The following is a 14,386-nucleotide window of genomic DNA, read 5'->3' as shown; positions in this document are numbered from 1 at the left end:
CGGCGCCCGCGATCGGCCTGACCGATGCGCTCGCTCTGGCGCTGCTCGCGACGCAGCTCCTTGAGCTCACGGCGCTTGCGGGCGCTGCGCTTGGCGCCGAGGGACATGAGCCACAGGCCCAGGGCCAGGGCGATGGCGGACAGGACGCCGATGAAGAAGATCAGCGTGGGGGACAGGCTGACGGAGTTGCCGAGCAGGTCCCAGCTGATCTTGGCGCCCGACGTGGGCAGTCCGTAGACCGCGAGGACCCCCGCCGCGAGGGCGGCGAGGACGAGAAGGAGACCGAGGACGACCATGGTGATGCTCCTGACGATGGGGGGCCGGGGCGGGTGGTGCCAGGCCGGAGGTCTGGACCGTTGGTGGTGCACGGCGAGGATTCGTGCAGCAGGCTACGCGACCTCGGGTGCCGTGCGGGAGTATTCAGGTCAGCTCTGTCGACGTCCGGTGGTGGCTCAGCGTCGTCACGACCCCCGACAGCAGACGCCTGGCGGCGCCCTTGTCGAGCGGTTCGTTGCCGTTGCCGCACTTGGGGGACTGCACGCACGACGGGCAGCCCGCCGGGCAGGCGCACGCCGTGATGGCGTCGAGCGTCGCCGAGAGCCAGGCCTCGGCGCGGTCGTAGCCCCGCTCGGCGAACCCGGCCCCGCCGGGGTGCCCGTCGTAGACCAGGATCGTCGGCAGCCCGGTGTCAGGGTGCAGCGCGGTCGAGACGCCACCCACGTCCCAGCGGTCCGCGGTGGCGACGAGGGGCAGCATGCCGATCGCGGCGTGCTCTGCGGCGTGCGTCGCCCCGGGGATCATCAGCGCCTCGACCCCCAGCCCGGCGAGCCACTCCTCCGTCATCGTCCACCACACCCCGCGGGTGCGCAGCACGGACTCGGGCAGGTCCAGCGGGTGCTCGCCGAGCACCTCCCCGGAGGGCAGCCGCCGCAGGAAGGACGTGACCCGGGAGCGCACCGCGACGCTGCCGAAGCACAGCCGCAGGTCGTCGCCCAGGTCGACGTGGCGGTCCTCGGAGAGCAGGTCGAAGGCCGAGTCGGACCGCGCCGTGGTGGTCCAGCCGGGATCGCCCTGGACGACCAGGGCGCAGGACTGGTCCAGGTCCAGCTCGGTCACCACGTGGGGGCGGCCCTGGTGGAGGTAGACCGCGCCCGCGTGCACCTGGCGCTGGGCGGCGGAGTGGTCCACCGTCCCGAGGACGGCTCCCGAGCGGCGCTCGACGATCGAGACGACGGGCTCGCCGGAGCCGCGCAGAGACACGTGGTCGTGAGCGCGGTCGGGCCTGGCCCAGTACCACCCGCCGTTGGGACGGCGGCGCAGGACACCGCGCCGCGTGAGGGTGTCGAGCAGCCCGGGCATCGTGGGCCCGAAGGTCGCGACGTCGTCCAGGGTGATCGGCAGCTCGGCCGCGGCCGCCGCCAGGTGGGGGGCGAGGACGTAGGGGTTGTCCGGGTCCACCACGGTCGCCTCGAGGGACCGGTCGAAGATCGCCTCGGGATGCGTGACCAGGTAGGTGTCGAGGGGGTCGTCGTCGGCGACGTAGACCGCCAGCGCCTCGCGCCCCGAGCGCCCAGCCCGCCCGGCCTGCTGCCACAGCGACGCGAACGTCCCGGGCCACCCGCACAGCAGCACGGCGTCCAGGCCGGAGACGTCGATGCCCAGCTCGAGGGCGTTCGTGGCGGCGAGCCCCATGATGCTGCGGTCCCGCAGGGCGCGCTCGAGCTCACGTCGCTCCTCGGGCAGGTAGCCGCCGCGGTAGGCCGCGACCCGCCCGTCGCGCCCGTGGCGCATCGACCGGGTCGCCTCGGCGAGGACCTCCACCCCCTTGCGAGAGCGGGCGAACGCGACGGTCTGGGTGCCGTCGTCCACCAGCCGAGCCAGCAGGTCCGCGCTCTCGGACAAGGCCGAGCGTCGCGAGACCGCCGACCCGTCGCTCGGGCCCTCCGGGGGCACCGCGGCGCCGTGCTCGTCCAGCAGCGGCGGCTCCCACAACGCGAAGGACATCGGCGCGCGCGGCGAGCCGTCCTCGGTGACGGCGACGCAGGGCAGGCCGGTGAGGCGGCCCGCGTGCGCGGCCGGGTCCGCGACCGTGGCGGAGGCCAGCACGAACGTGGGGTCGGCGCCATACCGGGCCGCCACGCGCCGCAACCGGCGCAGGACCGCGGACAGGTGGGCCCCGAACACCCCGCGGTAGATGTGGCACTCGTCCACCACGACGTAGCGCAGCGCGCGCAGGAAGGGCGCCCAGCGCTCGTGCCTGGGCAGCAGGGAGTGGTGCAGCAGGTCGGGATTGGTGAGGACGTAGGCCGCGTGCTCGCGGATCCAGCCTCGCTCGTCGGCCGGGGTGTCCCCGTCATAGGTCGCGGCCCGCAGCCCCGGGAGACCCAGCGCGGTCAGGCGGGCGAGCTGGTCGGCGGCCAGCGCCTTGGTGGGCGACAGGTAGAGGGCGGTCGCCCCGCGCCCCGACGGGGCCTCGGTGCCGTCCAGCACGGCGGTGAGCGCGGGCAGCAGGTATCCCAGCGACTTGCCGGACGCCGTGCCTGTCGCGAGGACGGTGTGCTGACCGACGCGGGCGTGCTCGGCCGCCTCGGCCTGGTGGCTCCAGAGGCGGTCGACCCCGGCCCCCTGCCAGGCTGCGGCTACGGCCGGGTGGACCCAGGAGGGCCAGTCCGCGGTGCGCGCCTCCCGCTCCGGCAGCACCTCGACGTGGCGCAGCCGCTCGACCCGGCCGGCCCGCGTCAGGCGGTCGAGGCTGGTGCGCGGGTCGAAGCCGCGCGGCGGAGCGCTGGGCGCGCTGGTGGCGGAGGAGGGCATCGGCACAACGGTACGCGGGGGAGGACGTCCGAATGGCGAACATCGTCACGCGCCGCGTATCAACGGTCGCGCCCCGGGTATGCCGCGGGCAACGAGGACGTGCGGCCAGCGCCGCGTCGTCTGCGGTCGAAGCCACGGCCGCCTCCGGCCCCCGCTCCGGCGGGCGACATTCCCCCGGGCCCCTGGCCTGGTCAAGGAGGACCGATGACCGTTCACCTCACCCCCACCGTGGTTCGCGACCGGGTCACCATCCGCATCACCGGCGAGCTCGACCTCGTGCAGGCCCCCCGGCTGCACGAGGCCATCGACACGGTCGTCACCGCCGGCGCGCGTCAGGTCGTCCTGGACCTGACCGATCTCGCCTTTATCGACTCCAGCGCCGTCGACACGATCGTGACTTGCCTGCGCCTCATGCGCCCCTTCGGCTGCGACCTCGGGGTCGTCGCCACCCGCGACGCCATCGTGCGGCCGTTCACCACCACCGGCACCGACCAGGTCGTCCGGCTGGTCGCCAGTGCAGCCGAGCTCGGCGAGGTCTGCGAGCTCGCCGCCGCCCGCGACCGGCGCCGCGCCGGGGCCCGCACGGCCGCAGCGCCGCGCACCAAGGCGTCCTGAGCCGGCACCACCGCGCGACTCCATCCCCGGCCCCCGGTCATCGCTGCACCCACGCCGTCGGGACCGCCATAGGGTGGCGGCCGTGACGGACCTCCGACCCGAGCCGGCGCTGGTGGCCGCCCTGCGCGCGGACCTGCAGGACCTCGACTACTCCGTCGACCGCGTGGGCGTGGCCCTCGGTCCGGTCGCGTCGGCGGCCCTGCACCGGGAGCAGCCGCTCCCCGCCCTGCGCGTCACCGCGGCCGACGACGACCCCGTGGCACTGCTCGTCCGCGCCTTCACCCTCGGCCGGCCGGTGCCCGCGGCCCGCCTGGACCAGGCGCTGCCCCGCACGCGGGTCGAGGGGCTCGTCGAGCTCGGTCTGGCACACCGGGCGGGGGACCAGGTGCAGGCCACCGTCGACCTGCGGCCCTACGGCGACGAGAGCCACACCTGGTGGGTGGTCTCCGACCTCGGCGAGCTCGCCCTCGGGCACGCCCTGCCCACCGACCACGTCCTCGGGATCGGCGGCGCCTCGACCACCCTCGCCTCGTGGACGCCTCGCCACCCGGCGGCCCGCGCCCTCGACCTCGGCACCGGGTGTGGGATCCAGGCGCTGCACCTCGCCGACCACTGCGGCGAGGTCGTGGCGACCGACCTCGCCGAGCGCGCCCTCGTGGTCGCCCGCTTCAACGCGGCCCTCAACGACCAGGAGTGGGACGTGCGCGGCGGCGACCTGCTCGAGCCGGTGGCGGGCGAGACCTTCGACCTCGTCGTCTCCAACCCGCCGTTCGTCATCACCCCGCGGGTCGCCGGCGTCCCGACCTACGAGTATCGCGACGCGGGGGCCGAGGGCGACCAGGTCGTCGAGCGGCTGGTCCGCGGCCTGCACGACCACCTCAACCCAGGGGGTCTCGCGGTGTTCCTCGGCAACTGGGAGATCCCCGTCCGCGCGACCTGGCGCGACCGCTGGGGCGGCTGGCTGGACGGCACCGGTCTGGACGCCTGGGTCGTGCAGCGCGAGGTCCAGGACCCCGCCGAGTACGCCGAGCTGTGGGTGCGCGACGGGGGCACCAGCGGCGGGCCCGAGTTCGAGCACCTCTACGCCGCCTGGCTCGACGACTTCGCGTCACGGGACGTCAGGCAGATCGGCTTCGGCGTCGTCGTGCTGCAGCGTCCGGTCTCTGACCGGCCGGCCTTCCGCGACCTGGTCGAGGTGCCGGGCCCGGTCTCCTCGCCCATGGGCCCGGTGATCGACGCGGGTATGGCGGCGCGCACCTGGCTCGCCGAGCACGACGACGCCGCGGTGCTGGGCACGGCCTGGCGGCTGGCCGACGACGTGACGGAGGAGAGGTTCGGCCGGCCCGGCGATGTCGACCCGGCGATCATCCGGGTCCGTCAGGGTGGCGGGCTCGGGGTGATGCGCACGGCCGGCACGGCGCTCGCGGCATACCTCTCCGTCGCCGACGGCACCCTCACGGCCTGCCAGGCGCTCGTCGCGATCGCGGCCCTGCTCGAGCGCGAGGTCGACGAGGTCGTCGCGGAGACGCTGCCTGTGGTGCGCGACCTGGTCAAGGACGGCCTGCTCGTGCAGACCCGCCGGGACGAGCCGGTATGCCGTCCGCCCGCCGCCTCCGCTACGGTGACCCGGACGGCGCCCCGACCTGCTAGCGACGACGAATCCGTCGCACGGGGCCGGTCAGACAGGTAGGGAAGAGACACGTGGCAACCAGCACCGGGCGCAAGCTCGTCATCGTCGAGTCCCCCGGAAAGGTCAAGTCCATCCAGGGCTACCTCGGGGACGACTACGTCGTGGAGGCCTCCATCGGCCACATCCGCGACCTGCCCAACCCCCGTGAGCTCCCCGCCGACCTCAAGAAGGGCCCCTTCGGCAAGTTCGCCGTCGACGTCGACAACGGCTTCGAGGCCTACTACGTCGTCGACGCGGACAAGAAGAAGAAGGTCACCGAGCTGCGGCGCCTGCTCAAGGACGCCCCCGAGCTCTACCTCGCCACGGACGAGGACCGCGAGGGCGAGGCCATCGCGTGGCACCTGCACGAGGTGCTGAAGCCCAAGGTCCCGGTCAAGCGGATGGTCTTTAACGAGATCACCAAGGAGGCGATCCAGCGGGCCGTCTCCACCACCCGCGACATCGACCAGGACCTGGTCGACGCGCAGGAGACGCGACGGATCCTCGACCGGCTCTACGGCTACGAGGTGTCGCCGGTGCTGTGGCGCAAGGTCCGTCAGGGCCTGTCCGCCGGGCGCGTGCAGTCCGTCGCGACGCGCATGGTCGTCGAGCGGGAGCGGCTGCGGATGGCCTTCCGCAGGGCGAGCTTCTGGGACGTCGAGGGTGACTTCGCTCCCGAGGGCGGCGGTCAGGCGTTCACCGCCCGCCTGACCGAGGTGGCGGGCCGGCGCGTGGCCCAGGGTCGCGACTTCGCCGACGACGGCACCCTCACCGCCAAGAACGTCGTGCGCCTCGACGAGGAGACCGCCCGCACCATCGCGACCTCGGTCATGGCGATCGACGTCATGGTCACCGACGTCGCCGAGAAGCCCTACACCCGGCGCCCGTCGGCCCCCTTCATCACCTCCACCCTCCAGCAGGAGGCGAGCCGCAAGCTGCGCATGAGCAGCAAGAACGCCATGCGCGTGGCCCAGCGCCTCTACGAGGGCGGCTACATCACCTACATGCGCACCGACTCGACGACGCTGTCGGAGCAGGCGCTGACCGCGGCCCGCCAGCAGGCCCGTGACCTCTACGGCGCGGAGTACGTCCCCGACAGCCCCCGCCGCTACGAGAAGAAGTCCAAGAACGCCCAGGAGGCCCACGAGGCGATCCGCCCCGCCGGCGACCGCTTCCGCACGCCCGCGCAGGTCGCCGGGCAGCTGCGAGGCGAGGAGTTCGCGCTCTACGAGCTGATCTGGAAGCGCACGGTCGCCTCGCAGATGGCCGACGCGCGGGGCTCCACCGCCACCGTCCAGCTGGGCGGCGAGCTCGCCGACGGACGCCGCGTGACCTTCGCCGCCAGCGGCACGGTGATCACGTTCCGGGGCTTCCTCGCGGCATACGAGGAGGGCCGGGACGAGGAGGAGGCCGCCGCCCGCGCGGCCGCCGACGAGGAGCGTCGCCTGCCCAAGCTGTCGGTGGGCGTCGCCCTGGACACGCTGCGCTCGGAGGCCGAGGGGCACGAGACCAAGCCGCCGGCGCGCTACACCGAGGCGACGCTGGTCAAGGCCCTCGAGGAGAAGGGCATCGGTCGTCCGTCGACCTATGCCGCGACCGTCGGCACCATCCAGGACCGCGGCTACGTCCGCACCCGCGGGTCGGCGCTGATCCCGACCTGGCTGGCGTTCGCGGTGACGCGCCTGCTCGAGGAGCACTTCACCGAGCTCGTCGACTACGACTTCACCGCCGACATGGAGGAGAGCCTCGACCAGATCTCCCGCGGCGACCTGGGCCGGGTCCAGTGGCTGCGCCGCTTCTACTTCGGCGACGAGACGCGCGACATCGAGGGCCTGTCCGAGCTCGTCGAGGACCTCGGCGAGATCGACGCCCGCGCGATCTCGACCATCCCCCTCGGCGACGGGATGGTCGTCCGCGTGGGTCGATACGGGCCGTATGTCGAGGAGGTCCTCCCCTCCGGCGTCGACCCGGTCACCGGCGAGGTGGTCGACGGTGCCGAGGTCCCTGCCACACCCCGGCGAGCCACCATCACCGACGACCTCGCCCCGGACGAGATGACCCCCGACAAGGCGCGCGAGCTGCTCGAGCTGGCCTCCGACGACGGGCGCGAGCTGGGGCAGGACCCCGAGTCGGGGCGCGCGATCGTGGCCCGGTCGGGGCGCTACGGCCCCTATGTCACCGAGGTGCTCTCCGACGAGGAGGCCGAGCTCAAGGGCAAGGCCAAGATCAAGCCGCGGACCGCCTCGCTGTTCAAGGACATGGACCTCGGCACGATCGAGCTCGACGCCGCCCTGCGGCTGCTGTCCCTGCCCCGCGTGGTCGGCACCGACGCGGAGGGCGTCGAGATCACCGCGCAGAACGGCCGCTACGGTCCGTACCTCAAGAAGGGCACCGACTCACGCTCGCTCGAGACCGAGCAGCAGCTCTTCGACATCACCCTGGACGAGGCGCTCGCGATCTATGCCCAGCCCAAGCAGCGCGGCCGTGGCGCGGCCAAGCCACCGCTGAAGGAGCTCGGCGAGGACCCCGTGTCCGGCAAGGCCGTGGTCGTCAAGGACGGTCGCTTCGGCGCCTACGTCACCGACGGCGAGACCAACGCGACCCTGCGCAAGGACGACGACATCGAGACCCTCACGCCTGAGCGGGGGTTCGAGCTGTTGGCCGAGAAGCGCGCCAAGGGCCCGACGACCCGCAAGCGCGCCGCCAAGAAGGCACCGGCCAAGAAGCCGGCGAAGAAGGCACCCGCCAAGAAGGCGGCCGCGAAGTCCACCACGGCCAAGAAGGCGGCGCCGCGGGCCGAGTGACCGCGCCGGACGTCCGCGGGGCGATGACCGCCCCCGGACGTCCGCGCGTCGGGCGACCGTCCGAGGCGACCGTCCGAGGCGACCGTCCGCGGCGCCGGTCCGCGATGTCCCGGGCTGCCCCGTGACCTAGGGTTGCTCGGATGAAGCCCCGAGCCCCCCTCGGCCCCCTCGCCGTCGCGGCGACCCTCGCCCTGAGCCTCGCCGCATGCGGTGGCGGGACCACGACGTCAGCGACCTCCACGACCTTGGCCGGCACGTCCACGACCACCCAGGGCGTGACCCCTACCTCCGACCCGTCCTCCCCGACGTCCAGCGCCGCCACCAGCTCGGCGTCGGCCGCGACGAGCACCCCGACCGCCCCCACGTCGGCAGGTTCGTCCACCGCGACCTCCACCCGGGCCACCACCAGCGGCGGCGGGATCGCGCCCGCCCCCACCGCGACGGTCGGGACGACGGAGTTCTGCTCGACGCTGCGGAGCGCCGACTACCGGCCCACCGACCTGACCACGCTGCCGACGGGCTCGGTGCAGGACACCGTGGGTGAGGTGGTGGAGCGTCAGGAGCGGCTGGCCTCCGTGCTGACCCCTGCCGAGCTGACGGCCGACTGGCAGACGACCACGGGGGCGTTCGACGCCATCGCCCAGCGCGTCAGCGACTCCGGCAAGGACGCCGCGGTCGCGGGCATCGTCGAGACCGAGCTGGCGAGGGTGGCCCCCGCCCGCGAGCGCGTGCTCGAGGCCGCTGCCGCCTGCCGCTGATCGGTCGGGCCGCCCGAGACCGGTGCAGGTCCGGTGTCAGATCTGACCAGCAACCTGCACCGATCCCGGCCCTGATCCCGGCCCTGATCCCAGCGCCGCGTCCAGGTCGGCGACCAGGTCGCGCACGCCCTCCAGCCCCACCGACAGGCGCAGCACGTCCGCGTGCGGCCGGGCCTCGGCGGCGACCGGCCGGTGCGTGAGCGACGCCGGGTGCTGGATCAGGCTGTCGACCCCGCCGAGCGAGACGGCGTGGGTGATGAGGCGGGTGCGCGAGACGGCGGCCGCAGCGGCGTCATACCCACCGCGCACGGCGAACGCGACCATCGCCCCTGGCCCGGCCAGCTGCCGACCGAGCAGCCCCAGCGGGTCCTGGCCCGGCAGCCCGGGGTAGTGCACGCGTTCCACGGCCGGGTGCCCGGCCAGGTGCTCGGCGATGACCTGCGCGGACTCCTGCTGAGCACGCACCCGCACCGGCAGGGTCTGCAGCCCGCGATGGAGCAGGTATGCCGACAGCGGGTGCACCAGGCCCCCCGTGAGCGCGCGCACCGAGCGCAGGCGGCGGGCCCAGTCCGGCGTCGTCGCGACCATGCCGGCGATGACGTCGCCGTGGCCGCCGAGGTACTTCGTGGCGGAGTGCATGACGAGGGTCGCTCCGTGGCGGCGGGGCTGCTGCAGCACGGGGGTGGCGAAGGTGTTGTCGACGAGCACGGGCACCCCGCCCGCCTGGCGCACGACGTCCTCGAGGTCCAGGAGCTCGAGGGTGGGGTTGGCGGGGGTCTCGACGAGGACGAGTCCGGTCTCGGAGGTGATGGCGTCGCCGATCGTGCCGGCGTCGGCCCAGGTGACGGTCGTGCCGAGCAGCCCGTGGTCGAGCAGGTGGTCGGTCCCGCCGTAGAGCGGGCGGACGGCCACGACGTGCGGCGTCCCCGCGCTGACCGCGGCGAGCAGGCAGGCGGCCAGGGCGGCCATGCCGCTCGCGAACGCCACGGCCTCCTCGCACCCCTCGAGCGCGGCGACGGCCTCCTCGGCACGGGCGACCGTGGGGTTCCACAGCCGTTGGTAGACGAGGGTGTCGCCCGGCCCGGGACGCCCGCCGGTCGCGAGGTTCTCGTAGCTCGCGCCACCGGCGTCGACGTCGGGGACCGGGTTGGTCGTCGAGAGGTCGATCGGGGGCACGTGCACCCCCAACCCGGTCAGGTCCTCCCGGCCTCCGTGGACCGCGAGGGTGTCGGGTCGGCCGGCTCGGTCGGCTGGGTCAGCATCGGGTCGGGTGTGCGGGGTGGGCATGGTGGTCCTCCTGGACTGCGTCGTTGCAGCGGGCCCGTTCGTGGCGGGCCGCTCCTCCAGGGTATGCCGGGCCGCACGCTCACCGGCGCTGGGGCGTCCGAGGCGGCGATCCTCCGGTCATCGGCTCCATCCGCAGGAGATCGATCAGCCACGGCCGGGTGTCGAGCACCGGTGCCACTGCCAGGCCAGGGTGAGGAGGGGCAGCAGCAGGCCTGCTGGCCCGGCCACCAGCGCCGGCCCCAGCATCGCCAGCAGCGCGGTCTCGTAGCCCCGCGCGACGCCCAGCGCACCGGCCGGCGCGAGCCCGAACGGCGTCGGGATCATCACCGACATCAGCTCGAGGTCGACCGGCCGCGAGCCGGCGAGCAGCGAGGCCGTCGCCGACAGCACCAGGGCCGGAGCCGTCCACCAGGACAGGCCCACGGCCAGGACGGCGAGCACGCTCCACGCGCAGGCGACCAGGACCGGACCGGCCAGGTGGGCCAGGCGGACGGCGTCGTCGGGCAGCGGCAGGTCGCGGCGCAGGCCGCTGGACTGCGCCCAGGCGACCAGCCCCTCGCCGACGGAGCGCGTGAGCACGGCGGCACCCAGACCCAGGGCGGGGAGGGCGACGACGGGCGGGGCGAGCGCCGCCAGCAGGACGCCGGCGACGAGCAGAGGTATGCCGAGGAGCAGCCGATCGCCTTGTCGCCGCACGCGCTCCAGGTCCCGCAGCAGGAGCGCAGCCACGCCGGTGCCCCTGCCTCGACGTGACGGGAACGACCCACGAGCCCCGAGGCGCGCCCGCGCTGACCGGTTCATCGCGGCGCTCGCGTCCATCATCAGCACGGAATGGTGTGCGGCCGAGGCGCTCTCGCCGGCGCGACGCAGCTCGACCCCGTCGACGCGGTCGATGCGGCGGTCGGCGAGGACGAGCAGCGCGAGGGCGATGAGCAGGCAGAGGACGAGGAGCCCGACCGCCAGGATCGGTGCGGTGATCGATGCTCCGACTGTCGCAGCCCCGCCCGGGCCGAGCATCGTTGCCAGCCGGGCGATCCCGGCGCAGAGCACGCCGATGAGCCCGAGGGTCAGGGGGACTCGCGCGGCCCACCGGCGCGTTCGCGGATCCGACTGCGCGGCAGCGACGGTCGCGACCACGAGCAGCGCGGCCACCGCACCGACGGGGACTCCCCAGGTCACTGCGGACGGCAGGACCGGGAGGCCCGCCGTCGCGAGCACCGTTGAGCCGCAGAGGGATCCGAGCGCAGCAGCCCCGATCGCCGTGGCCCACAGTCGTCCTCGCAGGACGGGGCGGCGAGGCGCGGGCCCCGACAACAGCCAGGTCAGCTGCGCCGCACCGGCGCCGACGGGCCCGAATCCGACGGCCAGCCGGGCGATCCCGGCCAGGGCCAGCAGGCCGAGGGCCACGGCCGCGACCGCCCCGCCGCCGTGCACGCAGGCGGCCCCGGTGCACGTGCCGCGTGCCATGAGGTCGCTCCACCCGCTGGCCGTCATCACGGCGAGCATCGCGAGTGCCAGCGCCCACATGTAGATCTCGGTGAAGGCCCCGCCCGGCTCGCCGTGCGCCCGCCGCGCGCGAGCGAGGTAGGCAGCCGCCTCAGACGTCACCGTGCAGCTCCACCACGCGGGCTCCGGACCGGGAGACGAGGCCCGCGTCGTGCGAGGCCATCAGGATGCTGCGGCCCGAGGCTGCCTGCGCCGCAAGGTGGTCCGCCAGCCACGACCGCCCGTCCGCGTCCAGGCGTTGCTCCGGCTCGTCCAGGACGAGCAGCGACCAGGGGCGCACCAGCGCCACGGCGAGCGACAGCCGCCTGCGCTGCCCGCTCGACAGCGTCCAGGGCACCTGGTCGGCGGCGTGCTCGATGCGGAGCTCGGCCAGCGCGGCGTCCACCAGCTCGTCCGGGTCGGGCACGCCGTGGGCCCGGGCCAGCACGTCCAGGTGCTCCAGGACGGTCACGTCGGGATAGAAGCCGGCGTCGTCGAGGATCGCGCACACCGCGCGCCGCACCTCAGGGTCCTGGTCGCGCAGCGGAGCCCCGTCGAGCGTCACGGTCCCCGCGTCGGAGGACTCGGTGCCGAGCAGGCACCTCAGCAGGGTGGTCTTGCCGACGCCGTTGGGGCCGACCAGCGCCACGACCTCACCGGCGCCCACCTCCAGCGACAGGTCCGTGACGACGGGGCGTCCGGCATACGACTTGCGCAGTCCTTGGGCGTGGACCCGGGCCGGCCCGCCGTCCGGCAGCCGCACCGGATCGTGATCGCTCATGCCCTGTGCGACTCGCTCGGGTCGGCCCGGGTTCCGGCGTCCTGCGGATCGGCGCACGATCGTCGGCGCAACGGGCTTGACCCTCACGCGACGTGAGGCGCCACGGTGGTCCCATGACCGCGACGACAATGGGACTCATACAGTCCCTCACCGTGGGCCAGGTGGCCGAGACCTATGGCGTGACGGTGCGAACCCTGCACCACTACGACCAGATCGGCCTGCTGAGCCCGAGCGAGCGCAGCCACGCGGGGTACCGCCTCTACACGGCGGAGGACCTCGAGCGGCTGCAGCACGTCGTCGTCTACCGGCGGCTCGGCTTCTCCCTCGAGGAGGTCGCCGAGCTGCTGGCCGACGTCGAGGCTCGCGGTGGCGAGGGGGCTGCGGAGCACCTGCGTCGTCAACGCGCAGCGGTCATGTCCCGGCTCGACGAGATGCGCGATCTCGTGCGTGCCATCGACAACGCACTGGAGAGAACCATGACCAAGAAGCCAGCCACGAGCGAGGACCTCAAGGAGATCTTCGGCAAGGGATACAACGAGGAGTACCAGGCCGAGGCCGAGCAGCGCTGGGGGGACACCCCGCAGTGGCAGCAGAGCCGGGAGCGCCAGTCGTCCATGACCGCGGAGGACTGGGCGAGAGTCAAGGCCGAGACCGAGACCCTGGAGCGCGATCTCGCGGGTGCGGTGGCGGCGGGGGAGCCCTCCGACGGCGACGTCGCGGCGGCCCTGGCCGAGCGCCACCGGGCGAGCATCGAGCAGCACTACGACTGCCCACACGCGTTCCAGGTGAAGCTGGCGGAGATGTACCTTGCCGACCCGCGCTTCACCCAGCACTACGAGGACCTGCAGCCGGGTCTGGCGCAGTGGCTCCACGACGCGATTGTGACCAACGCCGCGCGGCACGGCGCCTGATCGCCGGCTCGTCGTGCCCACGGGCGGGCCGTTCCCTGCGGGGAGCGGCCCGCCTCGCGTCGTCCCGGGCAGCACCTCGTGGTGGATCCCGTATGTCGTGACGCGGGTGACCTCTCGCGGGGAGCCGCACAGATCTGCCCCGTTTGGTGTGATATCGGCCGAAAAGTCCGTATCGTTGATGCCGTCCGCCGGCTGCCGAACTCTCCCCACGCGTCCCGCGGGCTCACACGGAAGGGCACCACGTGCACCACGACCAGACGTCTCGCGCCCGTCGCCGACGCGCGCTCACCCTCGGTCTCGCCGTCGGGATCACGTCCCTCGGCGCCGTCTCCCCAGCGGTGGCGGGTGCTGCTCCCTCCCTGTCCGCGGTCGACGTGCAGGTCGAGCCGGCCAGGCCCGACCCGTCGAGGACGCCCAAGCCGCCCAAGCCCCCGAAGACGAAGGACCCGAAGCCCCCGAAGCCGCCCAAGACCAAGGAGCCGAAGCCCCCCAAGCCGACGAGGACGCCGCGGCCGCCGAGGGCGACCCCGACCATCCCGCCCGCGCCGCCGACGACCCAACCGTCCCCGACGCAGCCGCCGACGTCGCGCCCCACCACGCCGCGACCGCAGCCGACCAGCCCGTCGCCGCGGCCACCGGCCCCGCCGAGCACCACCTCGGCACCGCGCCCGCCGGCCCCGCCGAGCACCACCTCGGCACCGCGCCCGCCTGCCCCGCCGAGCACCACCTCGGCCCCGCGGCCACCGGCACCCTCAAGCACCATCCCCGCGCCGCAGCGTCCGAGCGTCCCCGTTCCCGCACCCGGGACCACGTCACCCACCGCGCTGCCGCCCGCCGTCCCGGTGGCCCCGGGCACTCCGGGCGCCCCCGTCACGAGCCTCGCCATCAACCCGGCGAGCCCGATCGCGGCGGCCGCTGCGGCCGCGGCCGTCGCCGCGAACGGGACGACCAGCGCGACCGGCGAAGCCGGCGAGGCCGGCACCGCGACAGCCACCGCCTCCGTCGGCGCAGCCTCGACCACGCCCGGTCAGCCGAGCCCGAACGCCGAGTCCACCACGGCGACCGCCGCACCGGGCGGCTCCGGGGGCAGCTCCGGTGGCTCGCGGGGCCTGGCGGCCGGCGTGTTCCAGGACCCGAGCGACAACGTCGGCCGGGTCGGCGCCTTCTGGGCCGCGCTGGTGGCCGTGATCTCCAGCTGCGTCATCTATCTCCGCCGCCGCAACGAGCGTCTCCAGCCTCTCACCTGACCTGACCTGACCTGA

11 protein-coding genes and 1 pseudogene are annotated in these 14,386 nt (G+C 74.1%); 6 read left to right on the top strand and 6 right to left on the bottom strand.

Annotated features, from left to right (window positions below; all coding sequences use genetic code 11):
• Both B2P18_RS00995 and B2P18_RS00990 read right to left on the bottom strand, forming a co-directional pair.
• A pseudogene (locus tag B2P18_RS00995) lies at positions 1-296 on the bottom strand (hypothetical protein); the annotation flags it as partial.
• 124 nt (positions 297-420) lie between these two features.
• Positions 421-2,814: a DEAD/DEAH box helicase gene (locus B2P18_RS00990; protein ID WP_286955473.1), complete on the bottom strand. Its 2,394-nt coding sequence runs from the start codon at positions 2,812-2,814 to the stop codon at positions 421-423.
• A gap of 204 nt (positions 2,815-3,018) precedes the next feature.
• Here B2P18_RS00990 and B2P18_RS00985 point away from each other — a divergent pair, with 204 nt between their 5' ends.
• The 4 genes from B2P18_RS00985 (at position 3,019) to B2P18_RS00970 (ending at position 8,660) form a co-directional block, all read left to right on the top strand.
• Positions 3,019-3,429 (top strand): STAS domain-containing protein, encoded by a 411-nt coding sequence (locus tag B2P18_RS00985; protein ID WP_019286529.1) that lies wholly within the window; start codon positions 3,019-3,021, stop codon positions 3,427-3,429.
• A gap of 82 nt (positions 3,430-3,511) precedes the next feature.
• Positions 3,512-5,119, top strand: coding sequence for a N5-glutamine methyltransferase family protein (locus tag B2P18_RS00980; RefSeq protein WP_286955472.1), 1,608 nt, complete (start codon positions 3,512-3,514; stop codon positions 5,117-5,119).
• Between the two features lie 11 nt (positions 5,120-5,130).
• Positions 5,131-7,902, top strand: coding sequence for a type I DNA topoisomerase (topA, locus tag B2P18_RS00975; RefSeq protein WP_286955470.1), 2,772 nt, complete (start codon positions 5,131-5,133; stop codon positions 7,900-7,902).
• 140 nt (positions 7,903-8,042) lie between these two features.
• Entirely contained in the window at positions 8,043-8,660 is a 618-nt protein-coding gene (locus B2P18_RS00970) for a hypothetical protein (RefSeq protein WP_029212698.1), read from the top strand.
• A gap of 36 nt (positions 8,661-8,696) precedes the next feature.
• On the opposite strand, the gene B2P18_RS00965 is transcribed toward B2P18_RS00970, so the two are convergent.
• The 3 genes from B2P18_RS00965 to B2P18_RS00955 form a co-directional block, all read right to left on the bottom strand.
• Positions 8,697-9,947, bottom strand: coding sequence for a trans-sulfuration enzyme family protein (locus B2P18_RS00965; protein WP_286955469.1), 1,251 nt, complete (start codon positions 9,945-9,947; stop codon positions 8,697-8,699).
• A gap of 144 nt (positions 9,948-10,091) precedes the next feature.
• The gene (locus B2P18_RS00960) at positions 10,092-11,555 is read right to left on the bottom strand and encodes a DUF6297 family protein (RefSeq protein WP_286955468.1); all 1,464 of its coding nucleotides are present in this window, start codon (positions 11,553-11,555) and stop codon (positions 10,092-10,094) included.
• Positions 11,545-12,213 carry an ABC transporter ATP-binding protein gene (locus B2P18_RS00955; protein ID WP_286955467.1) on the bottom strand — a complete coding sequence of 223 codons (669 nt, stop codon included), beginning with the start codon at positions 12,211-12,213 and terminating at the stop codon, positions 11,545-11,547. Before B2P18_RS00955 ends, B2P18_RS00960 begins: the two co-directional genes overlap by 11 nt.
• Positions 12,214-12,326: 113 nt before the next feature.
• Between B2P18_RS00955 and B2P18_RS00950 the strand changes: the two genes are divergently transcribed.
• Positions 12,327-13,124, top strand: coding sequence for a MerR family transcriptional regulator (locus tag B2P18_RS00950; protein WP_286955466.1), 798 nt, complete (start codon positions 12,327-12,329; stop codon positions 13,122-13,124).
• A gap of 223 nt (positions 13,125-13,347) precedes the next feature.
• On the opposite strand, the gene B2P18_RS00945 is transcribed toward B2P18_RS00950, so the two are convergent.
• Positions 13,348-13,980 carry a hypothetical protein gene (locus tag B2P18_RS00945; RefSeq protein WP_286955465.1) on the bottom strand — a complete coding sequence of 211 codons (633 nt, stop codon included), beginning with the start codon at positions 13,978-13,980 and terminating at the stop codon, positions 13,348-13,350.
• Here B2P18_RS00945 and B2P18_RS00940 point away from each other — a divergent pair.
• A complete protein-coding gene (locus tag B2P18_RS00940) occupies positions 13,967-14,371 on the top strand; it encodes a hypothetical protein (protein WP_286955464.1) in 405 nt (134 codons plus the stop codon). The genes B2P18_RS00945 and B2P18_RS00940 overlap by 14 nt on opposite strands.
• Positions 14,372-14,386 lie beyond the last annotated feature (15 nt).

The sequence above is a fragment of the Arsenicicoccus sp. UBA2120 genome (genome assembly GCF_002330965.1).
Lineage (GTDB): Bacteria > Actinomycetota > Actinomycetes > Actinomycetales > Dermatophilaceae > Arsenicicoccus > Arsenicicoccus bolidensis.
This window is presented reverse-complemented; position numbering and strand designations above follow the sequence as displayed.